Annotated in this window: 34 protein-coding genes; 31 read left to right on the top strand and 3 right to left on the bottom strand. The window is 36.2% G+C overall.

Going from position 1 to position 23,391, the window contains the following annotated elements; genetic code table 11:
* Positions 1-121 precede the first annotated feature (121 nt).
* The 3 genes from ABVM53_RS03095 to ABVM53_RS03085 all read right to left on the bottom strand — a co-directional run bounded on the left by ABVM53_RS03095 (position 122) and on the right by ABVM53_RS03085 (position 6,562).
* Complete coding sequence (locus ABVM53_RS03095) at positions 122-1,438, bottom strand: SusD/RagB family nutrient-binding outer membrane lipoprotein (RefSeq protein ID WP_405329333.1); 1,317 nt, start codon at positions 1,436-1,438, stop codon at positions 122-124.
* A 21-nt stretch (positions 1,439-1,459) separates the two neighbouring features.
* Entirely contained in the window at positions 1,460-4,669 is a 3,210-nt protein-coding gene (locus tag ABVM53_RS03090; protein ID WP_405329330.1) for a SusC/RagA family TonB-linked outer membrane protein, read from the bottom strand.
* A gap of 309 nt (positions 4,670-4,978) precedes the next feature.
* Positions 4,979-6,562: a hypothetical protein gene (locus ABVM53_RS03085; protein ID WP_405329328.1), complete on the bottom strand. Its 1,584-nt coding sequence runs from the start codon at positions 6,560-6,562 to the stop codon at positions 4,979-4,981.
* Between the two features lie 278 nt (positions 6,563-6,840).
* On the opposite strand from ABVM53_RS03085, the gene rpsL reads away from it, so the two are divergent.
* The 31 genes from rpsL to ABVM53_RS02930 all read left to right on the top strand — a co-directional run bounded on the left by rpsL (position 6,841) and on the right by ABVM53_RS02930 (position 23,378).
* Positions 6,841-7,215: a 30S ribosomal protein S12 gene (gene rpsL, locus ABVM53_RS03080; RefSeq protein WP_009779177.1), complete on the top strand. Its 375-nt coding sequence runs from the start codon at positions 6,841-6,843 to the stop codon at positions 7,213-7,215.
* Positions 7,216-7,240: 25 nt separating this feature from the next.
* Positions 7,241-7,717 carry a 30S ribosomal protein S7 gene (rpsG, locus tag ABVM53_RS03075; RefSeq protein ID WP_028376355.1) on the top strand — a complete coding sequence of 159 codons (477 nt, stop codon included), beginning with the start codon at positions 7,241-7,243 and terminating at the stop codon, positions 7,715-7,717.
* A gap of 6 nt (positions 7,718-7,723) precedes the next feature.
* The gene (fusA, locus tag ABVM53_RS03070; RefSeq protein ID WP_128757668.1) at positions 7,724-9,856 is read left to right on the top strand and encodes an elongation factor G; all 2,133 of its coding nucleotides are present in this window, start codon (positions 7,724-7,726) and stop codon (positions 9,854-9,856) included.
* Positions 9,857-9,866: 10 nt separating this feature from the next.
* Positions 9,867-10,172, top strand: coding sequence for a 30S ribosomal protein S10 (rpsJ, locus tag ABVM53_RS03065; RefSeq protein WP_009779180.1), 306 nt, complete (start codon positions 9,867-9,869; stop codon positions 10,170-10,172).
* A gap of 169 nt (positions 10,173-10,341) precedes the next feature.
* Entirely contained in the window at positions 10,342-10,953 is a 612-nt protein-coding gene (rplC, locus tag ABVM53_RS03060) for a 50S ribosomal protein L3 (RefSeq protein WP_128757667.1), read from the top strand.
* On the top strand, positions 10,953-11,582 hold the full coding sequence (gene rplD, locus ABVM53_RS03055; protein WP_371456936.1) for a 50S ribosomal protein L4: 630 nt from the start codon (positions 10,953-10,955) through the stop codon (positions 11,580-11,582). The genes rplC and rplD overlap by 1 nt, the downstream gene beginning before the upstream one ends.
* Positions 11,583-11,587: 5 nt before the next feature.
* Positions 11,588-11,878 (top strand): 50S ribosomal protein L23, encoded by a 291-nt coding sequence (gene rplW, locus ABVM53_RS03050; RefSeq protein ID WP_028376351.1) that lies wholly within the window; start codon positions 11,588-11,590, stop codon positions 11,876-11,878.
* Between the two features lie 9 nt (positions 11,879-11,887).
* Positions 11,888-12,712 carry a 50S ribosomal protein L2 gene (rplB, locus tag ABVM53_RS03045; RefSeq protein ID WP_128757665.1) on the top strand — a complete coding sequence of 275 codons (825 nt, stop codon included), beginning with the start codon at positions 11,888-11,890 and terminating at the stop codon, positions 12,710-12,712.
* A gap of 6 nt (positions 12,713-12,718) precedes the next feature.
* Positions 12,719-12,997: a 30S ribosomal protein S19 gene (gene rpsS / locus ABVM53_RS03040; RefSeq protein ID WP_128757664.1), complete on the top strand. Its 279-nt coding sequence runs from the start codon at positions 12,719-12,721 to the stop codon at positions 12,995-12,997.
* 8 nt (positions 12,998-13,005) lie between these two features.
* Positions 13,006-13,416 carry a 50S ribosomal protein L22 gene (gene rplV / locus ABVM53_RS03035; protein WP_128757663.1) on the top strand — a complete coding sequence of 137 codons (411 nt, stop codon included), beginning with the start codon at positions 13,006-13,008 and terminating at the stop codon, positions 13,414-13,416.
* Positions 13,417-13,418: 2 nt separating this feature from the next.
* Positions 13,419-14,138 carry a 30S ribosomal protein S3 gene (gene rpsC, locus ABVM53_RS03030; protein WP_128757662.1) on the top strand — a complete coding sequence of 240 codons (720 nt, stop codon included), beginning with the start codon at positions 13,419-13,421 and terminating at the stop codon, positions 14,136-14,138.
* A gap of 19 nt (positions 14,139-14,157) precedes the next feature.
* Positions 14,158-14,580 carry a 50S ribosomal protein L16 gene (gene rplP / locus ABVM53_RS03025; protein ID WP_028376346.1) on the top strand — a complete coding sequence of 141 codons (423 nt, stop codon included), beginning with the start codon at positions 14,158-14,160 and terminating at the stop codon, positions 14,578-14,580.
* 11 nt (positions 14,581-14,591) lie between these two features.
* Positions 14,592-14,783, top strand: a complete 192-nt coding sequence (rpmC, locus tag ABVM53_RS03020) for a 50S ribosomal protein L29 (RefSeq protein ID WP_028376345.1) — start codon at positions 14,592-14,594, stop codon at positions 14,781-14,783.
* An 11-nt stretch (positions 14,784-14,794) separates the two neighbouring features.
* Entirely contained in the window at positions 14,795-15,052 is a 258-nt protein-coding gene (gene rpsQ, locus ABVM53_RS03015) for a 30S ribosomal protein S17 (RefSeq protein ID WP_128757814.1), read from the top strand.
* 2 nt (positions 15,053-15,054) lie between these two features.
* Entirely contained in the window at positions 15,055-15,423 is a 369-nt protein-coding gene (gene rplN, locus ABVM53_RS03010) for a 50S ribosomal protein L14 (protein ID WP_128757660.1), read from the top strand.
* 12 nt (positions 15,424-15,435) lie between these two features.
* Positions 15,436-15,747 (top strand): 50S ribosomal protein L24, encoded by a 312-nt coding sequence (rplX, locus tag ABVM53_RS03005; protein WP_128757659.1) that lies wholly within the window; start codon positions 15,436-15,438, stop codon positions 15,745-15,747.
* A 2-nt stretch (positions 15,748-15,749) separates the two neighbouring features.
* Complete coding sequence (rplE, locus tag ABVM53_RS03000) at positions 15,750-16,301, top strand: 50S ribosomal protein L5 (protein ID WP_128757658.1); 552 nt, start codon at positions 15,750-15,752, stop codon at positions 16,299-16,301.
* Between the two features lie 2 nt (positions 16,302-16,303).
* A complete protein-coding gene (gene rpsN / locus ABVM53_RS02995; RefSeq protein ID WP_128757657.1) occupies positions 16,304-16,573 on the top strand; it encodes a 30S ribosomal protein S14 in 270 nt (89 codons plus the stop codon).
* 73 nt (positions 16,574-16,646) lie between these two features.
* Positions 16,647-17,045 carry a 30S ribosomal protein S8 gene (gene rpsH, locus ABVM53_RS02990; RefSeq protein ID WP_371456938.1) on the top strand — a complete coding sequence of 133 codons (399 nt, stop codon included), beginning with the start codon at positions 16,647-16,649 and terminating at the stop codon, positions 17,043-17,045.
* A 20-nt stretch (positions 17,046-17,065) separates the two neighbouring features.
* Positions 17,066-17,608: a 50S ribosomal protein L6 gene (rplF, locus tag ABVM53_RS02985; RefSeq protein WP_128757655.1), complete on the top strand. Its 543-nt coding sequence runs from the start codon at positions 17,066-17,068 to the stop codon at positions 17,606-17,608.
* A gap of 12 nt (positions 17,609-17,620) precedes the next feature.
* Positions 17,621-17,977: a 50S ribosomal protein L18 gene (rplR, locus tag ABVM53_RS02980; RefSeq protein ID WP_128757654.1), complete on the top strand. Its 357-nt coding sequence runs from the start codon at positions 17,621-17,623 to the stop codon at positions 17,975-17,977.
* Positions 17,978-17,983: 6 nt separating this feature from the next.
* On the top strand, positions 17,984-18,508 hold the full coding sequence (gene rpsE / locus ABVM53_RS02975) for a 30S ribosomal protein S5 (RefSeq protein WP_028376336.1): 525 nt from the start codon (positions 17,984-17,986) through the stop codon (positions 18,506-18,508).
* Positions 18,509-18,518: 10 nt separating this feature from the next.
* Positions 18,519-18,698 (top strand): 50S ribosomal protein L30, encoded by a 180-nt coding sequence (rpmD, locus tag ABVM53_RS02970; RefSeq protein ID WP_128757653.1) that lies wholly within the window; start codon positions 18,519-18,521, stop codon positions 18,696-18,698.
* A gap of 13 nt (positions 18,699-18,711) precedes the next feature.
* A complete protein-coding gene (gene rplO, locus ABVM53_RS02965; protein WP_028376334.1) occupies positions 18,712-19,164 on the top strand; it encodes a 50S ribosomal protein L15 in 453 nt (150 codons plus the stop codon).
* A gap of 10 nt (positions 19,165-19,174) precedes the next feature.
* Entirely contained in the window at positions 19,175-20,512 is a 1,338-nt protein-coding gene (gene secY, locus ABVM53_RS02960) for a preprotein translocase subunit SecY (RefSeq protein ID WP_371456939.1), read from the top strand.
* Positions 20,512-20,727, top strand: coding sequence for a translation initiation factor IF-1 (infA, locus tag ABVM53_RS02955; protein ID WP_028376332.1), 216 nt, complete (start codon positions 20,512-20,514; stop codon positions 20,725-20,727). Before secY ends, infA begins: the two co-directional genes overlap by 1 nt.
* 5 nt (positions 20,728-20,732) lie before the next feature.
* On the top strand, positions 20,733-20,849 hold the full coding sequence (gene ykgO / locus ABVM53_RS02950) for a type B 50S ribosomal protein L36 (protein ID WP_009779203.1): 117 nt from the start codon (positions 20,733-20,735) through the stop codon (positions 20,847-20,849).
* A 5-nt stretch (positions 20,850-20,854) separates the two neighbouring features.
* Positions 20,855-21,229, top strand: coding sequence for a 30S ribosomal protein S13 (rpsM, locus tag ABVM53_RS02945; RefSeq protein WP_128757651.1), 375 nt, complete (start codon positions 20,855-20,857; stop codon positions 21,227-21,229).
* Between the two features lie 9 nt (positions 21,230-21,238).
* Complete coding sequence (rpsK, locus tag ABVM53_RS02940; protein ID WP_035899755.1) at positions 21,239-21,661, top strand: 30S ribosomal protein S11; 423 nt, start codon at positions 21,239-21,241, stop codon at positions 21,659-21,661.
* Positions 21,662-21,753: 92 nt separating this feature from the next.
* A complete protein-coding gene (rpsD, locus tag ABVM53_RS02935) occupies positions 21,754-22,359 on the top strand; it encodes a 30S ribosomal protein S4 (protein ID WP_128757650.1) in 606 nt (201 codons plus the stop codon).
* Positions 22,360-22,385: 26 nt separating this feature from the next.
* A complete protein-coding gene (locus ABVM53_RS02930) occupies positions 22,386-23,378 on the top strand; it encodes a DNA-directed RNA polymerase subunit alpha (RefSeq protein ID WP_128757649.1) in 993 nt (330 codons plus the stop codon).
* The last annotated feature ends 13 nt before the right edge of the window (positions 23,379-23,391 follow it).

Genomic DNA, 23,391 nt, shown 5'->3' with positions numbered 1-23,391 from the left:
AATAAAAATTTAACTTTTGGAAATATCGAACTTTTAGCGCATCTGGCGCTTGATCAAATTATTTAAAAAAAATAGCCATTCTAGCTTTACACTAAAATGGCTATTCAGGCTAATTCAAAGTTTAATTATTAACCTCAGTTTTAGTAAAAATTTCTACTAGTCCGGGAAAACTAGTATTTGCATTTATCTCAATTTGTGGGTATAAAAAGCGTTGAGGGACTGACGAATTGGTACTTCCTTTAATTGGAATATTTAATGCATTGTTTGTTCTTCTGATATCATGAAAAACTTGTAATGAGCCAATTAATGAAATATATTTTTCTTCTAAAATTTGATTTATTAATACGTCTCCAGTGGCCGTACTAGGAGGAAAAGTCCCACCATATTCTGAAGCCAAATAGTTTCTTACAGTATTAAATGGAGTGTTTCCGTCTTGATTAGTTCGTGCTGCAGCTTCAGCTTCGATTAGCTTAGTTTCAACAAAACTAATTATTGGAAAGCTCGCATCAATAGCAAAGTAGCCTCCATCATTTGTATTCACTTCTGAATTAGCAGTGTCAAAATAAACATCTAGTCTATTACTATCACCAGGGGTAGCTAATAATCTAGGAGTAGTACCATCTAATAATCTTAATAGATATGGGGAATTACATAAGCCTAAATAACCACCTCTCTGCTCTTGAGTAAATTGAAAATAAAGATTCTTTTCCCCTGTATTTACACCATGTCTCGCTAGAAGATCTCCGCTCGCAGAAGTGATTCCAAGTCGCGATTCTGTATACGCTCCAGTATAATTTTTCGAGATAAGGAAATATCGTGCTTTAAGCGAATGGGCAATTTGTGACCAAGTGGCATCATTTTGAACAAATATTGTGCCTCCAAAGGCATTACTTACTTTTGTATTTCCAACGTTTGTTAATGCGTTGTTTAATATTTCTTGTACTCCTGCTAGAACATCAGATTGTTTATCATATTGAGGATTAGGAAATAATAAAGGGTCACCAGCCTCACTAAAAGGAACATCTCCAAATAGTGCTGCTGCTTCTCCAAATAATAAAGCTTCCATTATTTGAGCTACTCCTAGCAGAACATTATCTCCATCTATTGCGGCCTTGTCCTGTACATATTGAGATTGAGCTACACCTGCTGCATATAGATCATCCCAAGTGTCATCAAAATCTCCAGTCGTAACAGCGTACGTTTCATATGGAATATATTGTCTGTCACATCCTGAAAATTGATCGGTAAAGAGCCCGGCATACCGTGAGGCTTGACTTTCTGAAAGTTTTATTACTTCTAATTCTGCTTGACCAATCACTAAGGATCCTGGTGCATCTGTAAAATTGTTTGGATCTGTATTTAGATCCTCAGAATAATCTTCACAAGAAACAGTGGAGATTAAAAGTCCGATAGTAAATATTTTGAATATATTTTTCATGTCTGATTTATCTAAAGTTAATTAGTAAGAAATTTTAAGGGTAAATAAATAGGATTTTGTTCCAGGGTTATTGAAGTATTCTAAACCTCTACCTTTAGAAGCTCCAGTTAAATTCGTTTCTGGATCAAAGCCTTCAATATCTGTCCATAATATTAGGTTTCTTCCTGTTACTCCAAATTCTATTGCTTGAAGTCCTATTCTCTCAACATAAGTAGATGGGATAGCATAAAATAGAGATAGCTCTCTAAGTCGTGTCCAAGATCCATCTTCAATAAATTGCTCACCAACAGCGCCAAAACCACCACCAAGGCTACCGTACCAAGCTTGATCAAGAGCAACTGGGCCGCCACCGAAATCTTGAATATTACCTCTAAAAGCAGTATTAGCAGGAATTGTAACTCCGCTATAATTAACTAGTGCTTCAGTTGAAGTGCTTTCGTTTGCAGTTATAGGAGATATACCAAACGTATTAAGTACCCCATTTGAGCCTCCCCAAATATCACCTCCTTGAGAAGTTTCTACTAGTGCACTTACGGTAAATCCTTTAAATGATAATGAAGTGCTTATACCACCTCTCCAATCGGGGTTAGGATCACCAATTACTCCTTCTTGACTAGCTTGTGTAGGAAAGCCATTGGCGTCAAGAATTAAATCGCCAGCTTCATCTCGAGCAAAAGATACTCCCCAAAGAGCTCCAAAAGGTTCTCCTTCAACAACTCGAGATGAAGTTCCTGTAAAACCATTTAAGAAATAGGATTGTACACCACTAAGACTTTCAACGATGTTGTCATTTTTAGAGTAGTTAATATTTATATCCCATTTTAAATTTTCACTACGAATTATATTGAGACCTAAGTCTAATTCTATACCCTTGTTTGAGATTTCGGCAGCATTCTGCAAAACACTCGAAAATCCTGTAGATGATGGAAGATCAATTGGTAATAAAGCATCCTCGGTAGTTCTATTGTAGTAAGTAGCGCCTAAAGAGATTCTATTATTAGCAAATCTCAAATCGGTACCAATTTCAAATTCTTTTATTCGCTCGACAGTTAAGTCTGGATTACCTTTTGTCGTACTTCTAGTAAATGGATTTCCATATACTGATGCTGATAAAGCATCACCCCAAGAAGATGCGATTCCACCAGGACCGAAGGTAGTTAAACTTGCGTATGCAATAGGCTCTATACCTACTTCTCCGTAGGATGCTCTTAGTTTACCGAATGAAAGTATTGATTTATCTTCTATATTTTCAGAAAATGCCCATCCGGCAGAAAAGCTCGGGTAAAAGATAGTTTCATTAAGAGATGATGCTCTTTCTATTCTACCTGTTGCTTCTAAGAAAATTTGATTAAACAAATCAAAATTTAGAACACCATAACCTCCCGATTTTCTTGTTAGAGATTTAAACAAAGATGGAGATTCATTTGCTGCCTCTGCATTACCGAATATCCTAAGGTCGTCTACAAATGGATTTGTAAAAATTGTTGAGGATCCGCCTAGATTTTGATAATCATTTTCTTCAAACTGAGCGCCAAGAATCCAGCTAAGATTAATATCTGATGTAATTACATTGCTTCCGTTTAAAAAGATGTTATAGGTTTGTTGTTTCTCTTGGATTTGATTTCTAAAAAACGCCCCTGTTGCAAATCCTGCTGCAGAGTTAACAGGAAAAAATGTTTCTCTAGTATCTGTATAATAATCTAAACCGTAACGCCCAGTTAAACTTAAATTGTCAAGTATTTTCCAGTTAATTTCTGGATTAATGATAAAACGTTCTACTTCATTAGGGTTCTCTTGTTCATTTATAGTCCAGCCTGGATTGTTATAAACTGGAGCAGCAGAACCTAAATCATTTCTATATCCTCTATGAGCATTTAAAAAACTTACACCTGCATCATTAAAATAAGTTCCTTTATAATCTGTATTGTCAAAATCTGGCGACGTTCTCAAATATCCAAGATATAGACCATTTAAATTAGATCCTTGTTGAATTCTTTCTGAAGATACTTTGGAGTATGAAGAGTTTATTCTTGCCATAAATTTATCAGAAACACGTGCTTCATGATTAAATCTTAATGTTTGTCTGTTATAAGATGAACCACCTCTGATGATACCTTCTTGATCTAAGTCAGATACACTAATAAGTGTATTTGTGTTGTCTGTAGCATAACCTAAGCTTAAGGAATTATCAATAGTTACACCTGTCCCAAATATCTGATCTCTGTTTGCGCTATTAAAAACTTCCTGAGATCTTTTTTCTGTAATTGGGTAGTAAAGATTACCAGAGTCTGCTTCAAAATACCGCCCCGATGTGTCAACTAAGTCTGGTCCGCCTACTCGATCTGCTATTTTATCCCCCCACGAGTTACCCGTATTTCTTGCAAAAACACCGTTATTTCCTTGCCCATAAAGTCCTTGTTTTTCAAATTCAACATTAACCTTGTCAAATGAAACTGATGATCTAAAGTTTACAGAAACATCTTTGCCTCCAGATCCTTTACCTTTTTTAGTTTTGATTATTATTACTCCGTTAGCTGCTCCTGTACCATAAATAGATGCTGCTGCAGCGCCTTTTAAGACGGTAACATTTGCGATATCTTCAGGATTAATGTCATTTAATCTTGATTGTTGAACAACACCATCTGTTCCACTCCCCACGCTTGTATTAGAAATAATCACACCATCCAATACAATAAGTGGTGAGGCGCTACCTAAAACTGTATTTTGACCTCTAATTTGTATATATGCGCCTGCTCCGGGATCACCTGAGCTTCTCGTGATATTAACACCAGATGTTTTCCCTGAAAGTCCTTGAATTAAACCTGTTTCTCCAGATTTTGATATTTCTTCAGTACTAATTGTTGTTGATGAACTTAAATCTTCATCTTTCTTTTTTTCTAAGCCCAAAGCTGTGAGAATTATCTCATCCAACTGTTCTCCTTGTTCTAATGTGACATTAACGATATTAGAACTTCCAACAATTTGAGATTTGTTAGCAAACCCTACATAGGAAAAGACAATTGTACTCCCATCTGTAGCTGCGATAGTGTATTTACCATCAAAATCTGTCTGTGTCCCTTGTGTAGTGCCCTTAACTATCACATTCACACCGGGTAGGGGTATTCCCGAATCGTCAGTAACTGTACCTGTAACAGTTTTGGATTGTGCAAATGTTATTTGCATCGTTAACACAATTAGCAGTGTCAAAAAACCTTGTAATTTTGTTTTCATATTTAATATTTATTTGAATTAGCCAGGCTAAATGTCATCAAAAAAAACATAGAAAACAATTATTGTGTTAAAAAAAATAAAAACTTTAGTTAACAAATATGATTTATGTGTTAAATCAAATATATGTAGCCTTTGTTTGATCTTGCTGAGAAATATTTGTTAAAAATCATGATGTATTAAATTTAATATTAAGAATTAGACTTAATTATTAATATTGTTAATTAGCTTTTGTAAGCTATTACTTGAAAAATTAAGAGTTTTAAGATTTTTGTAGCTGATGTGGTCTATTTTGGAAGAGAGGGTATTTTTTCAAAATTCCGTTGAAATACCTATGTGAATTATAGTGTTAGAAAATTGTATGGGTGTATTTTTAGAAATACCGTTGGCTATATTAATTAATAATAAGCCTGACTTAGTCTGTATGCCACTACCTAGTCCGAAACTATATAGAAACAGCGGATTTTCTAGATCTGGAGAAAAGGTGTATGCTACATCAGTTATCGTGTTTACGAAAAGATTTTGTGCAGGCTTAAATCTATATTCTGTACGGATTAAAAAGTAACTTGAAGCCAATAGCTGATTTTCCTTAAAACCTCTAATGCTTTTATTGCCTCCAAATCGGAACAATTCATTTTCAAAATAATTTTTAGATTCTAATGCTCTTATTATACCATTGAAATAGAATTGATGGATTTTAAGATTGGAGGTGACTATTGATGCGTCTAATGTAAATTTGATTTGGTTAACTTTTGTTTGTAATTCACTAGGATTACGTTGTAATGCGCTTAATTTGAATGAGGATTTAAAAATGCTTTCTGAATCGCTGATGGTTTTAGAGTTAATCCCAAATCCAATCTCCTTTTTGTTGTAGTTGGAAAGTAGATCGTTTGCAGTTAACTTTAAAAGCGTTGATTCTTCTAATCCGGCGGTTATATTAATTTGTGTTTTACTGTTAAGTCCATATTGCAAAGCGATAGTCTGGCTTGAAGTTGAAAAGGTAGAATCTTTTCTAAATAAGTTTAGCGAGGTTTCAAGAGTGATTGGGGATTTAAATACAAAAGGGAAGTGTGTGGAGAGGTTTAGGTTCTGCTGGTCGTTTCCATCTCCTCTGTAAAGAAGGTTTAGAGATTCCCCATAATTAAAATTATTTAATAATTCTAAATCTAAATTTCCATTAATTCCGAATTTACTACTGTAATTAATGTTGCCAAAACCTAAGTATCCTTCAAATGAATTGGATTTCGCTTTTTGACCATATAAATAGAGCGTCTTCGATTCTTCGGTTATTAATATATCAGAATCTTTAGTTTTTGTCACAAAAGGTAATTGGTGAAAATTTTTAGATATGTTATTTAGGTATTTTTTGTCTGCTCGTTGATTAATTTTTAAGTAGTGAGTAGTGTAAGAAACAGGAAATTTTGGATAGCCAACGATGTTTACTTTTGTTGCTTTCGGCTTGCTGTTGCGTATTACTGTTAAAATAGCTGAGAGTTCGTCGTTTGCTATTTTTAGATTTCGTAACTGAAATACGGTTGTAGGTCTAGCATGTCTTGCTTCGTGCTCGCTCAAATCTGTAAGCAATTTTGTTGCATCTTCCGTATTTATTATTAGCCGGTCATTATTAAGGGGAATTCTTTTTTGATTTAGAAACTCTTTTGTTATACTGTCATTAATATGTATGGTAATTTGTTTTGATTGTGGGCCACTATTAAAATTTAAATTTCTTTTGCTGAAGGTTGAATAATCTTTATCTAATTTAATGGTGTGACTGAAATACCCAGATTCCTCCATTTTGGTGGTGGTGTTGCTAATGGCGATATCAAGTTGAGCTAACGATTCAAATATTCGCTGTGGAAAATATATGGATGCAATGCTGTCTTGCTGTGTATTCAATGTTTCAACAGTGACTACTATCTTTTGACTAAAGCTATGAGATGGGATAATCAAATAAATGATTAATAGAAAGTTGAAGAATATTTTTTGAGTATTCAATTAGTAAGAATCTAGATTAAGATTAAAATCTATAGTTTGTTTAAAGGTGATTTTGGTGTATTGGCTAAATACCTTTGAAAATTAATGAATTATAGCTTGAATTACTCAATTTATTTTATACCTTTGCAAGCCCTTAGAAGAGGGGCAATTAGATTAACTATAATTAGGTAAAGGAAATTATGCCAACAATTTCACAATTAGTACGAAAAGGAAGAGCCAAAATAACCAAGAAGAGTAAATCGGCTGCTTTAGATTCGTGCCCACAACGCCGCGGGGTTTGTACCCGTGTGTATACCACTACACCTAAAAAACCTAACTCAGCAATGCGTAAAGTAGCGCGTGTTAGATTAACTAACGGTAAAGAGGTGAATGCATACATTGGTGGTGAGGGTCACAACTTACAAGAGCACTCGATAGTATTGGTTAGAGGTGGAAGGGTGAAAGATTTGCCAGGAGTTAGATATCACATTGTACGTGGTGCATTGGACACAGCAGGTGTTCAGGGTAGACTACAACGTCGTTCTAAATATGGTGCAAAACGCCCGAAGAAGTAATTATCAACACTTTTAAAGAGAAGAAATGAGAAAAAGACAGGCCAAAAAGAGACCTCTTTTACCAGATCCAAGATTTAACGATCAACTTGTTACGCGTTTTGTAAACATGATGATGTGGGATGGTAAGAAGTCGGTAGCTTTTAAAATCTTTTACGATGCAATGGATATCGTAGAGGAAAAGAAAAACAACGAAGAGAAAACTGCTTTGGAAGTTTGGAAAGATGCATTATCTAACGTTATGCCTCACGTAGAAGTACGTAGTCGTAGAGTAGGTGGAGCTACATTTCAAATACCAATGCAAATTAGACCAGATCGCAAGATATCTACTGCGATGAAGTGGTTGATTAGTTATTCGCGTAAGCGTAACGAAAAATCGATGGCTTCTAAATTAGCTGCAGAAGTATTAGCTGCTGCTAAAGAAGAAGGTGCTGCTGTTAAAAAGCGTACAGATACTCATAAGATGGCGGAAGCAAATAAAGCATTCTCTCACTTTAGATTCTAAAATAAAATGGCACAAAGAGATTTAAAATATACAAGAAACATAGGTATTGCGGCTCATATTGATGCGGGTAAAACTACAACAACTGAGCGTATACTTTATTATACTGGTGTTAGCCATAAAATAGGCGAGGTACATGATGGTGCTGCGACTATGGACTGGATGGAGCAGGAGCAGGAGCGTGGTATTACTATTACATCTGCTGCAACGACTTGTTCTTGGAAGTTCCCAATGGAAAACGCTCAGCCGTTACCAGATTCAAAAGATTATCACTTTAATATTATTGACACTCCTGGTCACGTTGATTTTACGGTAGAAGTTAACCGTTCATTGCGTGTTCTTGATGGTCTAGTATTCTTGTTTAGTGCAGTTGATGGTGTTGAGCCTCAATCTGAGACTAACTGGAGACTTGCTGATAATTATAAAGTGCCTCGTATGGGCTTTGTGAATAAAATGGACCGTCAAGGTTCTAATTTTCTTGAAGTTTGTAAGCAGGTAAAAGAAATGTTAGGTTCAAATGCTGTGCCTATCGTTTTACCTATTGGTGATGAAGCTGACTTTAGAGGGATTATAGACCTTGTTAAGAATCGTGCTGTAGTATGGCATGATGAAACTCAAGGAGCGACATTTGATGTTGTGCCTATTCCTGAAGAAATGAAAGAAGAAGTAAGAATGTATCGTGGTATGCTAATCGAAGAGGTTGCTGCTTATGATGAGAACTTGCTTGAGAAATATATGGAGGATGAGGATTCTATTACTGAAGATGAAGTGCATGCTGCGCTTCGTGCTGCTGTAATGGATATGTCTATCATTCCAATGATTTGTGGTTCTGCTTTTAAAAATAAAGGTGTTCAGTTCTTATTAGATGCTGTATGTCGTTATTTACCTTCTCCAGTTGATAAAGAAGGTATTAAGGGTACAAACCCAGATACAGAAAAAGAAGAATGGCGTAAGCCAGATGTTACTGAGCCTTTTGCAGCATTAGCATTTAAAATTGCAACAGATCCATTCGTTGGTCGTTTAGCTTTTTTCCGTGCATATTCTGGTCGCTTAGACGCTGGTTCTTATGTGTTGAATAATCGTTCTGGAAATAAAGAGCGTATTTCTCGTATTTATCAAATGCATGCTAATAAGCAAAATGCAATTGATTTTATCGAAGCGGGAGATATAGGTGCGGCTGTTGGTTTTAAGGATATTAAGACTGGTGATACATTAACATCAGAAAAGCATCCTATTGTTTTAGAAAGTATGGACTTCCCAGATCCAGTAATTGGTATTGCTGTGGAACCTAAAACTAAAGCAGACGTTGATAAGTTAGGTATGGCTTTATCTAAGCTTGCTGAAGAAGATCCAACTTTCCAAGTACGTACTGATGAGGCTTCTGGTCAAACAATTATATCTGGTATGGGTGAGCTTCACTTAGATATTATTGTTGATCGTCTTAGACGTGAATTTAAAGTAGAGGTTAATCAAGGTCAACCACAAGTTGAATATAAGGAGGCTATAACAAGATCTGCTGATCATAGAGAGGTTTACAAAAAACAATCTGGTGGTCGTGGTAAATTTGCTGACATTGTATTTACATTGGAGCCGGCAGAAGAAGGTAAAGTTGGTTTAGAGTTTGTTAACGCTGTTAAAGGTGGTAACGTTCCTAAAGAATATATTCCTTCTGTAGAAAAAGGATTTAAAGCAGCTATGGTAAATGGTCCTTTAGCAGGATTTGAAGTTGATGCGATGAAGGTTACGCTTAAGGATGGTTCTTTCCACCCAGTGGATTCAGATGCATTATCTTTTGAACTTGCAGCTAAATTAGGATTTAAATCTTCTGCTAAAGCTGCTGGAGCTGTAGTTCTTGAGCCAATCATGAAGGTTGAAGTTATTACTCCAGAAGAGAATATGGGTGATATCGTAGGTGATCTTAACAGACGTCGTGGTCAAATGACAAGTATGGGTGACCGTGCTGGTGCAAAAGTTGTAAAAGCAACAGTGCCATTATCAGAGATGTTTGGTTATGTAACTACTTTACGTACTTTATCTTCAGGTCGTGCAACTTCTACTATGGAATTTTCACATTATGCAGAAACTCCAGCGAACGTATCGCAGGAAGTTATTGCAGCGGCAAAAGGAATTGCTAACGCTTAATTACTAAGAAATGAGTCAGAAAATCAGAATAAAACTTAAATCTTACGATCATAACTTAGTAGATAAGTCTGCTGAAAAAATCGTAAAAACGGTAAAAAGTACCGGTGCTGTAGTGACTGGGCCAATCCCACTTCCTACTCATAAAAAAATCTTTACAGTATTACGTTCACCTCACGTTAATAAAAAATCTCGTGAGCAGTTTGAGCTTAGCTCTTACAAACGTTTACTTGATATCTACAGTTCTTCTTCAAAAACGATAGATGCGTTAATGAAGTTAGAATTACCTAGTGGAGTTGAAGTAGAGATAAAAGTCTAATTATTTCGGGCTTTTTAATTTAAAGCCCGATTTATTTAAATGTCCTAAGCTGCGTGCGAGGGAAAAACGGTAAAAATACATTCAGGGTTGAAAGTATTTTGACCCTGTTTTTATTTAGGCTAAGGCCAAAAAAAAATAAGTAAAATAGTAATAATCAATAATAATTAATATGTCTGGGTTAATTGGAAAAAAAGTGGGTATGACCAGCATCTTTGACGAGAACGGGAAAAATATTCCTTGTACTGTTATAGAAGCAGGTCCCTGCGTTGTTACCCAAGTCAGAACTGAAGAAGTTGATGGGTATAGTGCTCTTCAATTAGGTTTCGATGACGCAAAGACTGCAACCAAAGCTGCTCAAGGGCACGCTAAAAAGGCTGGTACAGTTGCTAAGCGTAAAATCGTTGAATTTCAAGGTTTTGATGGTGAGTACAATTTAGGCGATACAGTAACTGTAGATGTCTTTAAAGAAGGTCAGTTTATAGATGTAGTAGGTACATCTAAAGGTAAGGGATTCCAAGGGGTTGTAAAACGTCATGGTTTTGGTGGTGTAGGTCAATCTACTCACGGTCAGCATAACCGATTAAGAGCTCCTGGTTCTATTGGTGCTGCTTCTTATCCTGCTCGTGTATTTAAAGGTATGCGCATGGCTGGTCAAATGGGAAATGAGCGAGTTAAAGTTCAAAATTTAAGAGTTTTAAAAGTAGTTGCTGAAAAGAATCTACTTGTGGTTAAAGGTTGTGTACCTGGTCACAAAAACGCTTATGTAATTATTGAAAGGTAATGAAAGTAGCAGTAGTTGATATTAAAGGAAAAGAAATAGGGAGAGAGGCAAACCTTTCTGATGCTATTTTTGGTATAGAGCCTAATGATCACGCTATTTACTTAGATGTAAAGCAACACCTTGCTAATAAAAGACAAGGTACGCATAAAGCTAAGGAGCGTGCAGAAATTGCAGGTAGTACACGTAAGATTAAAAAACAGAAAGGTACAGGTACAGCACGTGCTGGTAGTATCAAGTCTGGTGTATTTAAAGGTGGTGGACGTATGTTCGGACCTAGACCTCGTAATTATTCATTCAAATTAAACAAAGGTCTTAAACGTTTAGCGCGTCGTTCAGCTTTAACTCTTAAAGCAAATGATAAAGCTATCATAATCGTTGAGGATTTTAAATTTGAAACTCCAAAAACAAAAGATTTTATTGATGTTGTAAAGGCTTTAGGCCTAGATAATAAAAAGTCTTTGTTTGTGTTGGGTGAGTCAAATAATAATGTATATTTGTCGTCACGCAATTTGAAGACCTCTGAGGTTATAACGAGTTCAGAATTAAGCACTTACAAAATTATGAATGCTCATAATGTAGTGTTTTTAGAAGGTTCTCTAGAAGAAATTGAGCAAACTTTAAGTAAGTAAACAACATGAGTATTTTAATAAAACCCGTGATTACCGAAAAAGCTACAATGGATAGCGAGCTAAATAGCCGTTATACATTTGAAGTAAATCCCGGTGCTAATAAGATCCAAGTGAAAAATGCCGTTGAGGCAGCTTATGGAGTTTCGGTAATTAAAGTTAGAACAATGAACGTTCGCCCTGATCGTAATACCAAATTTACAAAGTCTGGTATGATCACTGGTAAAACAAAAGGCTTTAAAAAAGCTATTGTACAGGTGGCGGAAGGTGATGTGATTGATTTTTATAATAACATTTAAGACAGAAAAATGTCAGTAAGAAAATTAAAACCAATCACCCCAGGACAGCGATTTAGAGTAGTAAATGGGTTTGACGCCATCACTACTGATAAGCCGGAAAAAAGCCTATTGGCTCCGATGAAAAGATCTGGGGGGAGAAACAGTCAAGGTAAAATGACCATGCGCTATACTGGTGGTGGTCATAAAAGACGCTATCGCGTAATTGATTTTAAAAGAAATAAAGTAGGTGTTCCTGCAACCGTAGCTACAATTGAGTATGATCCTAATCGTACGGCTTTTATAGCTTTATTGAACTATCAAGATGGGGAGAAGCGTTATATCGTTGCTCCTAATGGTCTTCAGGTAGATCAAAATGTTGTATCTGGATCTGGTTCTGCTCCTGAAATAGGAAATGCATTACCATTATCTGATATTCCATTGGGTACAATTATTTCTTGTATTGAACTTCGTCCGGGACAAGGAGCTATTATGGCTCGTAGTGCTGGTGCATTTGCTCAGCTTATGGCTCGTGATGGAAAGTTTGCTACAGTTAAGTTGCCATCTGGTGAAACTAGATTAATTCTTGTTAATTGTATGGCTACAATAGGTGCTGTATCTAACAGTGATCATCAGCTTATCGTTTCTGGTAAAGCTGGTAGAAAGCGTTGGTTAGGTAGACGTCCACGTACAAGACCAGTAGTGATGAACCCTGTTGATCACCCAATGGGTGGTGGTGAAGGTAAATCTTCTGGTGGTCACCCTCGTTCTAGAAATGGTATACCTGCTAAAGGTTACAGAACGCGTACTAAGACTAAAGCGAGTAATAAATATATTGTAGAACGTAGAAAGAAATAATAAGATATGGCACGTTCATTAAAAAAAGGACCTTACGTTCACTATAAATTAGAGCAGAAAGTAGCTGCTAATGTAGAAGCTAATAAGAAAACAGTAATCAAAACTTGGTCAAGAGCCTCGATGATTACTCCGGATTTTGTTGGTCAAACTATTGCAGTTCACAACGGTCGTCAATTTGTTCCTGTTTATGTAACAGAGAATATGGTTGGTCACAAGTTAGGAGAATTTTCACCTACGAGATCTTTTAGAGGTCACACGGGGTCAAAAAATAAAGGTAAAAAATAATTGAAGCTATGGGAGTTCGTAAAAAAGAAAGAGCAGAGCAGATAAAAGAGGCTAAGAAGAACGTAGCCTTTGCAAAACTGAACAACTGCCCTACTTCACCTCGAAAAATGCGCTTAGTTGTGGATTTAGTGAGAGGTCAGAAAGTAGAGAAAGCGCTTCAAATATTGAAATTCAGTAACAAAGAAGCTTCTCGTCGTGTAGAAAAGTTAGTTCTTTCTGCCATTGCAAACTGGCAAGAGAAAAACGAAGATGCAAGTCTTGAGGATGCAGATTTAATTGTTAAAGAGATTCGAGTGGATGGCGGTAGTATGCTAAAAAGACTTCGTCCAGCACCACAAGGTCGCGCACACAGAATTAGAAAACGTAGCAACCACGTTACTGTGGTTTTAGCTGCTAAAGATAACACACAAAGCAAATAATAATGGGACAGAAGACAAATCCAATCGGAAATCGCCTAGGTATTATCAGAGGATGGGAATCTAACTGGTATGGTGGTAACGACTACGGCGATAAACTTGCCGAAGACGATAAGATTAGAAAGTACATTCATGCTCGTTTATCTAAAGCTAGTGTGTCTAGAGTAATTATTGAGCGTACGCTTAAGCTTGTAACCGTTACTATCACTACTGCAAGACCTGGTATAATTATTGGGAAAGGTGGTCAAGAGGTAGACAAGTTGAAAGAAGAACTTAAACAAATTACTGATAAGGAAGTTCAGATCAATATTTTTGAGATTAAACGTCCTGAACTTGACGCTTTTTTGGTTGCTTCCTCAGTAGCCCGTCAAATTGAGAATCGTATTTCTTACCGTCGTGCAACGAAGATGGCTATTGCGGCTGCAATGCGTATGAATGCAGAAGGTATTAAAATACAAATTTCTGGCCGTTTAAATGGTGCAGAAATGGCTCGTTCAGAATCTTATAAAGAAGGTCGTATTCCATTATCTACATTCAGAGCTGATATTGACTATGCTTTAGTTGAAGCACATACTACTTATGGTAGATTGGGCATCAAAGTATGGATCATGAAAGGTGAGGTTTACGGAAAGAGAGAATTATCTCCTTTAGTAGGTCTTGCTAAGAAGCAAGGAGGAAAGGCCGGTCGTGGAGCTGGATCACCAAAGCCACGTCGTAGAAAGTAATTTTTTAAAGTAAAAAGAGATGTTACAGCCTAAAAAGACAAAGTTTCGTAAGCAACAGAAGGGAAGAATGAAAGGTAATGCTGGAAGAGGGCATTTACTTTCTAATGGTACATTTGGTATCAAATCATTGGACTCTAACTTTCTTACGTCAAGACAAATAGAAGCTGCACGTATTGCTGCAACGCGTTTTATGAAACGTGAAGGATCTTTATGGATCAGAATATTTCCAGATAAGCCAATTACAAAGAAGCCTTTGGAAGTACGTATGGGTAAGGGTAAAGGTGCCGTTGAGTATTGGGCAGCTGTAGTTAAGCCAGGTAGAATGTTGTTTGAAATAGGTGGTGTTTCTGAGCCGGTGGCTCGTGAAGCATTGCGATTAGCAGCACAGAAGCTTCCGGTTAAAACAAAATATGTAGTAGCTAGGGATTATCAAGCTGACTAAATTCTAGAAAAATGAAACAATCAGAAGTAAAAGAACTATCTGTAGCAGAATTACAGGAAGAGTTAGTAAAAGCGAAAAGAGCTTATACCGATTTAAAAATGGCACATGCTATTTCTCCTTTGGAAAATCCCATTCAGCTTAGAGGTCTAAGAAGATCAGTAGCTCGTATTGCTACAGAGCTTACAAAACGCGAATTACAATAATGCTGCTTAAGATGGAAAAAAGAAATTTAAGAAAAGAACGTATAGGTGTCGTTACCAGCAATAAAATGCAGAAATCAATTGTGGTTGCTGAAGTAAAAAAGGTAAAACACCCTATGTATGGTAAATTCGTTTTAAAAACGAAAAAGTACGTAGCACACGACGAGCAAAACGACTGCAACATTGGAGATACAGTAAAGATCATGGAAACAAGACCTTTAAGTAAATCTAAAAGTTGGAGACTTGTAGAAATCATTGAAAGAGCTAAGTAATTATGTTACAACAAGAATCAAGATTAAGAGTAGCTGATAACACTGGTGCAAAAGAAGTTTTGACTATTAGAGTGTTAGGTGGTACAAAAAGAAGATATGCTTCTGTAGGTGATAAAATAGTTGTTTCGGTTAAAGATGCAACTCCAAATGGCCAAGTAAAGAAAGGTGCTGTTTCTACTGCAGTTGTTGTACGTACACGTAAAGAAGTACGTCGTCAAGATGGATCTTACATTCGTTTTGATGATAATGCTTGTGTGTTATTAAATGCTCAGGGAGAAATGCGCGGTACTCGTGTATTTGGTCCTGTAGCGAGAGAGCTTCGTGATAAGCAATTCATGAAGATTGTATCATTAGCACCAGAGGTGCTTTAATACAGAAGTAAGATGACAAAGCTTAAAATAAAAGTTGGAGATACCGTGCGTGTAACTGCTGGTGATCATAAAGGTCAAGAAGGTAAAGTGCAGCGTGTTATTAAAGATAAGAACAAAGCAATCGTTGAAGGGGTTAATTTAGTTTCTAAACATGAGAAGCCTAGTGCTTCTAATCCTCAAGGTGGTATTGCGAAGAAAGAGGCAGCTCTTCATATTTCTAACCTATCTCTAGTAGATGGTAACGGTGATGCTACACGTGTAGGATACCGTATGGAAGGGGATAAGAAAGTGCGTTTTTCTAAAAAATCAAATGAAGTAATTTAGTTATGGCTTACATTTCAAGACTAAAGACCGAATATAATGAGCGCATAATCGCAGCTCTGAAGGAAGAATTTGGGTATGCAAATGTTATGCAGGTTCCTAAATTAAAAAAGATCGTTATCTCAAGAGGGGTAGGTGCGGCTGTAGCAGACAAAAAATTGATTGATTATTCTGTAGAAGAATTAACTACAATTGCTGGTCAAAGAGCTATTGCAACTATGTCTAAAAAAGATGTCGCTGCTTTTAAATTACGTAAAGGAATGCCAATTGGTGCAAAAGTTACATTACGTGGTGAGCGTATGTATGAATTCCTTGATCGTTTAATTACATCAGCATTACCTCGTGTAAGAGATTTTAATGGTATTAATGCAACAGGATTTGATGGTCGTGGTAACTATAGCCTAGGTATTACTGAGCAAATAATATTTCCTGAAATTGATATCGATAAAGTTCGTAAAATTGAAGGTATGAATGTTACCTTTGAAACTTCTGCTGAAACAGATAAAGAAGCGAAAGCATTATTAACTCAATTGGGAATGCCCTTTAAAAAGAAGTAATTATGGCAAAGGAATCAATGAAAGCTCGTGAGAGAAAACGCGAGAAACTTGCAGCCAAATATGCTGATAAAAGAAAGGCTTTAAAAGAAGCTGGAGATTATGAGGCATTACAAAAGCTGCCTAAAAATGCATCCCCTGTACGTCAACATAACCGTTGTAAAATAACAGGACGTCCTAAGGGATATATGAGAACTTTTGGTTTGTCACGTGTAACTTTCCGTGAAATGGCTAACCAAGGTCTTATACCAGGTGTTAAAAAAGCAAGCTGGTAAATTAAGAATAAACTGGTTTTAGGTTTTATTTTAAATAGTTAAAATAGAAAACCAAGACCGCAATTTAATATAAATGTATACAGATACTATTGCAGATTTTCTAACTAGGATTAGAAACGCAGCAGCAGCAAACCACCGAGTTGTGGAGATCCCTGCTTCTAACTTAAAAAAAGAAATAACCAAGATCTTATTTGATCAAGGTTATATTTTAAGTTACAAATTTGAAGACAAAACTGCTCAAGGTTCAATTAAGATTGCTTTGAAATATGATAAAGAGACAAAAGACTCTGTTATCAAGGACATCCAAAGAATAAGTAAGCCTGGTTTACGTAAATATTCATCTTCTAAAGATGTGCCTCGTATTCTTAATGGTTTAGGGATCTCTATTGTTTCTACTTCAAAAGGAGTAATGACAGGAAAGCAGGCTCAACAAGAGAATGTAGGAGGAGAAGTACTTTGCTACGTATATTAATCAGTTAAAAGAACAGAGCAATGTCAAGAATAGGAAAAAACCCAATTACAATACCAGCCGGTGTTACTGTTGATGTAGCAGATGGTATGATAACTGTAAAAGGAAAGTTAGGAGAGCTTAAACAAGAGTATTCTAACATAGATATTAAAATTGAAGAAGGTGTAATTACCTTAGAGCGTTCTTCTGATAAAAAAGAAGATAAAGCAAAACACGGTCTTTACCGTGCTTTAATAGCTAATATGATTGAAGGTGTAGCAAATGGTTATACTAAATCATTAGAGCTTGTAGGTGTAGGTTATAGAGCTAGTAATCAAGGTCAAAAATTAGATTTGGCATTAGGTTACTCACACAATATTGTTTTGGAAGTTGCGCCAGAAGTTACTGTTGAAACAGTAAGTGATAAAGGTAAAAACCCTATCGTGAAACTTACTTCATTTGACAAGCAGTTAGTAGGTCAAGTGGCAGCAAAAATTAGAGGTTTCCGCAAGCCTGAGCCTTACAAAGGAAAAGGTATCAAGTTTGTAGGTGAGCAATTAAGAAGAAAAGCAGGTAAGTCTGCATAATAAAATAGCGTTATGGCATTTTCAAAATACACTAGAAGAAATAAAATACGTCTCAGAATCCGTAAGGCTCTTGTGGGTACTGCAGAACGTCCAAGACTTTCTGTATATAGAAGTAATAAAGAAATTTACGCGCAGATCATTGACGATACTACGGGTAAAACGATAACCGCTGCATCATCACGCGATAAAGATTTTTCTTCATCTGAAGAAAATAAAGCTGATATTGCTAAGCGAGTAGGAAAAGCGATAGCTGAGAAGGCTAAAGAAGCAGGAATTGACGCGGTTGCATTCGATCGTGGTGGTTACTTGTATCACGGGAGAGTAAAACAATTAGCAGAAGGAGCCCGAGAAGGCGGATTAAAATTCTAAGAAGTTATGTATCAAAAATATAAAAACGTAGAGTTAGTAAAACCAAGCGGATTAGATCTTAAAGACCGTTTAGTAGGTGTTCAACGTGTTACTAAAGTAACAAAGGGTGGTAGAGCTTTTGGTTTTTCTGCAATTGTTGTTGTAGGTGACGAGAGTGGTGTTGTAGGTCAAGGTCTTGGTAAATCTAAGGATGTTGCAAGTGCTATTGCAAAAGCTGTAGAGGATGCTAAGAAAAACTTAGTACGTATACCGCTTAGTAAAAGTACGATACCTCACGAGCAAAAAGGTAAATATGGTGGTGCGCGAGTATTGCTTATGCCAGCTGCTCCTGGTACGGGTGTAATAGCAGGTGGTGCAATCCGTTCTGTATTAGAGGCTGTAGGTATTCACGATGTACTTTCAAAAAATCAAGGATCTTCTAACCCACATAACGTGGTAAAGGCTACCTTTGATGCACTTTTACAATTGAGAAGTGCAGAGACTGTTGCTAAGCAAAGAGGAATTTCTCTTGATAAAGTTTTTAAAGGATAATTTTAAGACAATGGCAAAAATTAAAGTAACTAAGGTTAAGAGTGCGATTAATCGTACTCAAAACCAGAAGAGAACTCTTGAGGCTTTAGGTCTTACAAAGATGAACCAGGTTGTGGAGCATGAAAATACTTCAAACATCTTGGGAATGATAAATAAAGTGAGTCATTTAGTTTCTGTTGAAGAAGCTTAAACAAAACAATAAAATGGGTTTAAACAATCTAAAACCGGCAGCAGGCTCGGTAAAAAAGAACGACAGCAGGCGAGGTCGTGGTGAAGCTACAGGAAATGGTGGAACCGCAGGCCGTGGGCACAAAGGTGCGAAGTCACGATCAGGTTATTCTAAGAAAGTAGGTTTTGAAGGAGGTCAAATGCCTCTTCAAAGACGTGTTCCTAAATTTGGTTTTACAAATGTAAACCGTAAGGAATTTTCAGGAGTAAATCTTGATACTTTACAAGAATACGTGGATGCTGGAAGAATCCAGGATGAAGTTACTATTGATGTTTTGGTTCAAAACAGATTAGTAGGTAAAAATGACTTAGTTAAGATTTTAGGTCGTGGTGAGCTAAAAGCTAAACTGAAAATTAGTGTTCATAAATTTACAGCCTCAGCACAAAAAGCTATAGAAGCAGCAGGCGGAGAAGCAGTAACTTTATAACATTATTAGTATGAAGGCTATAGAAACGATTAAGAATATTTGGAAAATTGAAGAGCTAAAGAATCGCATTCTTTTAACATTAGGTTTGCTTTTAGTATACCGTTTTGGAGCTCAGATAGTACTTCCGGGTATTGATGCATCTCAATTAGCCAACTTGTCTGCTCAGACAGACGGAGGTTTACTTGGGTTATTAAACGCATTTACAGGTGGGGCATTTTCGAATGCCTCTGTATTTGCATTGGGTATTATGCCTTATATCTCTGCATCTATTGTAGTGCAGCTTATGGGTATAGCAGTACCTTATTTACAAAAATTACAGAAAGAAGGGGAAAGTGGTCGTCGCAAAATTAACCAAATTACACGTTGGTTAACTATTGCTATTACGCTTATACAGGGTCCGGGTTATATAACAAACCTATTTAATATCCTACCTCCTGAAGCTTTTGTAATGGGTAGCAATGTGACATTCATTGTTTCTTCTGTAATTATTCTTACTACTGGTTGTGTATTTGCAATGTGGTTAGGTGAGAAAATAACAGATAAAGGTATAGGGAATGGTATTTCACTATTAATTATGGTGGGTATTATAGCAAGATTACCACAATCATTTATTCAAGAATGGATTTCTAGGGTATCTGAATCGAATGGTGGATTAATTATGATTTTAATTGAATTAGTAATTTGGTTTGTCATAATTCTACTTTCTGTATTACTTGTTATGGCTGTGCGTCAAATACCAGTACAATATGCGCGTCGTACTGCTAGCGGTAGCTACGAGCGTAATGTATTTGGAAGTAGACAATATATTCCTTTAAAGCTTAACGCTTCTGGAGTTATGCCTATCATATTTGCTCAAGCAATTATGTTTATACCAGGTGCTGTAATTGGCTTGTCTGAATCTACGACGGCCCAATCAATAGCAGCCGAATTTACTAATATCTTTGGATTCTGGTATAACCTTGTATTTGCTTTATTAATTATAATTTTCACTTATTTCTATACTGCGATAACGGTGCCTACTAACAAGATGGCAGACGATTTGAAGAGAAGTGGTGGTTTTATAGCAGGTATTAGACCAGGTACTGAGACATCAGAATATTTAGATAGAATTATGTCTCAAATTACGTTACCAGGATCTATATTTTTAGCATTGATTGCTGTTTTTCCAGCAGTTGCTGTAAGTGTGTTGGGTATGCAACAAGGATGGGCACTTTTTTATGGTGGTACTTCTCTACTTATTTTAGTAGGTGTAGCAATTGATACAATGCAACAAGTGAATTCTTATTTACTTAATAGACACTATGACGGTCTTATGAAATCAGGTAAAAACAGAAAAGCAGTAGCATAATGGCAAAACAACAAGCAATAGAACAAGATGGTTCAATTATTGAAGCATTGTCAAACGCAATGTTTAGAGTTGAATTAGAAAATGGTCACATTGTGACTGCGCATATCTCAGGTAAGATGCGTATGCATTATATTAAACTATTACCTGGAGATAAAGTAAAACTAGAAATGAGCCCATACGATTTATCAAAGGCTCGTATAACTTATAGATACTAGACAAGATGAAAGTAAGAGCATCAGTAAAGAAAAGAAGTGCAGACTGCAAGATTGTACGTCGCAAAGGAAGATTATACGTTATTAATAAAAAGAACCCTAAGTTCAAACAAAGACAAGGTTAAGGATTATGGCTAGAATTGCAGGGGTAGATATCCCAAAACAAAAGAGAGGTGTAATCGCTTTGACGTACATCTTTGGAATCGGAAATAGTAGAGCTCAGAAAATATTAGCAGAAGCTGGTGTTGATGAGAATTTAAAAGTAAACGAGTGGGATGATGATCAAATTGGTCGCATTCGTGATGCTGTAGGTTCTTATAAAATTGAAGGTGAACTTAGAAGTGAAGTTTCAATGAGTATTAAGCGTCTTATGGACATTGGTTGTTACAGAGGTATTAGACATCGTTCTGGATTACCATTACGTGGTCAACGTACTAAGAATAACTCAAGAACCAGAAAAGGTAAGCGTAAAACGGTTGCTAATAAGAAAAAGGCAACTAAATAATAAGTAACAATGGCAAAGCAAAACACTAAAGGTGGAGGGAAAGGCGCAAAAGCTACTAAAGGTACAAAAAAGCGCAAGGTAATTGTTGAATCGATAGGTGAAGCTCATATTTCAGCATCTTTCAATAATATCCTAATTTCTTTGACGAATAAAAAAGGTGATGTAGTTTCTTGGTCTTCAGCTGGTAAAATGGGCTTTAGAGGTTCTAAGAAAAACACTCCTTATGCTGCACAATTAGCTGCAGAGGATGCAAGTAAAGTAGCTCACGAAGCTGGTTTACGCAAAGTAAAAGTTTATGTAAAAGGACCAGGTAATGGTCGTGAATCTGCAATTCGTTCTATCCACAACAGTGGTATCGAGGTTACAGAAATCGTAGACGTTACTCCATTACCACATAATGGATGTCGCCCTCCTAAGCGTAGAAGAGTTTAATTAATTATTTATTTTTATATCAACCGGGGATCAACGATTTTGCGAAGGACTAGACCTTAATTCCTTAATCACCCCACAAATTATCAATTAGAATGGCAAGATATACCGGTCCTAAAACTAAGATCGCTCGTAAATTTGGCGAAGCAATTTTTGGAGATGACAAATCTTTTGAAAAAAGAAATTATCCTCCAGGTCAACACGGAAACAACAGACGCCGTGGTAAAAAGTCTGAATATGCTATACAGCTTCAAGAAAAGCAAAAAGCAAAATACACTTACGGAATTTTAGAAAATCAATTTCGTAATATGTTTGAGAAAGCAACACGTTCAACAGGTATCACAGGGGTTGTATTACTTCAATTATGTGAGTCTCGTTTAGATAACGTTGTTTACAGAATGGGTATTGCACCTTCAAGAAGATCTGCACGTCAGTTTGTATCTCACAGACATATTACAGTAAATGGTGAATTAGTAAACATTCCTTCTTACCAAGTAAAACCAGGAGACAATATTGCAGTACGTGAAAAGTCTAAATCTTTGACAGCAATTCAGGATTCACTTTCAAATGCAAGCCACGTTTATGAGTGGATCACTTGGAATAATGATACAAAGCAAGGTACTTTCGTAGCAGTTCCTGAGCGTATTCAGATTCCAGAAAATATCAACGAACAGTTTATCGTTGAATTGTACTCTAAATAATAATAACAACTCTTAGAAAACATAATATGGCATTACTAAATTTCCAGAAGCCCGATAAAGTCATAATGATAGACTCTACCGACTTTGAAGGTAAGTTCGAATTCAGACCTTTAGAGCCAGGTTACGGTTTGACTGTTGGTAACGCGTTACGTAGAGTATTACTTTCTTCTTTAGAGGGTTTTGCAATTACTTCTGTGCGCGTAGAGGGTGTAGATCATGAGTTTTCAACTATAGCTGGAGTTGTAGAAGATTTTACCGAAATCATTCTTAATTTAAAACAAGTACGTTTTAAAAGACAGATTGATGAGATAGATAATGAGACTGTAACAATTTCTGTATCTGATAAAGAACAATTAACTGCAGGAGATTTCCAGAAATTTATTTCTGGTTTTCAAATTCTTAATCCAGATTTGGTTATTGCCAATATGGAAAAGAAAGTTAATATCAATATGGAAATCACGGTTGAAAAAGGTCGTGGTTATGTTCCTGCTGAAGAAAATAAAAAGCAGAATGCACCTATAGGTACGATATTTACTGATTCTATTTACACTCCTATAAAGAATGTTAAATATAGCATTGAAAATTATCGTGTAGAGCAAAAAACTGATTATGAAAAATTAGTTTTTGAAATCATTACTGATGGTTCTATACATCCTAAAGATGCATTAACTGAAGCTGCAAAAACATTGATTCACCATTTTATGTTATTCTCTGACGAGCGTATCACCCTTGAGGCAGATGAGATCGCGCAGACTGAAACATATGATGAAGAATCACTGCATATGCGTCAATTGCTTAAAACAAAATTAGTGGATATGGATTTATCTGTACGCGCTTTGAACTGTTTGAAGGCTGCTGAAGTAGAAACTCTTGGAGACTTAGTTTCTTACAATAAGAATGACCTTATGAAGTTCCGTAACTTTGGTAAAAAATCTCTTACAGAGCTAGAAGAGCTTGTAAATGTAAAAGGTTTGAACTTTGGTATGGATCTTTCAAAGTACAAATTAGATAAAGACTAGTAACGCAACATAG

This window comes from Leeuwenhoekiella sp. LLG6367-2.1 (assembly GCF_045055775.1).
Classification (GTDB): Bacteria; Bacteroidota; Bacteroidia; order Flavobacteriales; family Flavobacteriaceae; genus Leeuwenhoekiella; species Leeuwenhoekiella aequorea.
This window is presented reverse-complemented; position numbering and strand designations above follow the sequence as displayed.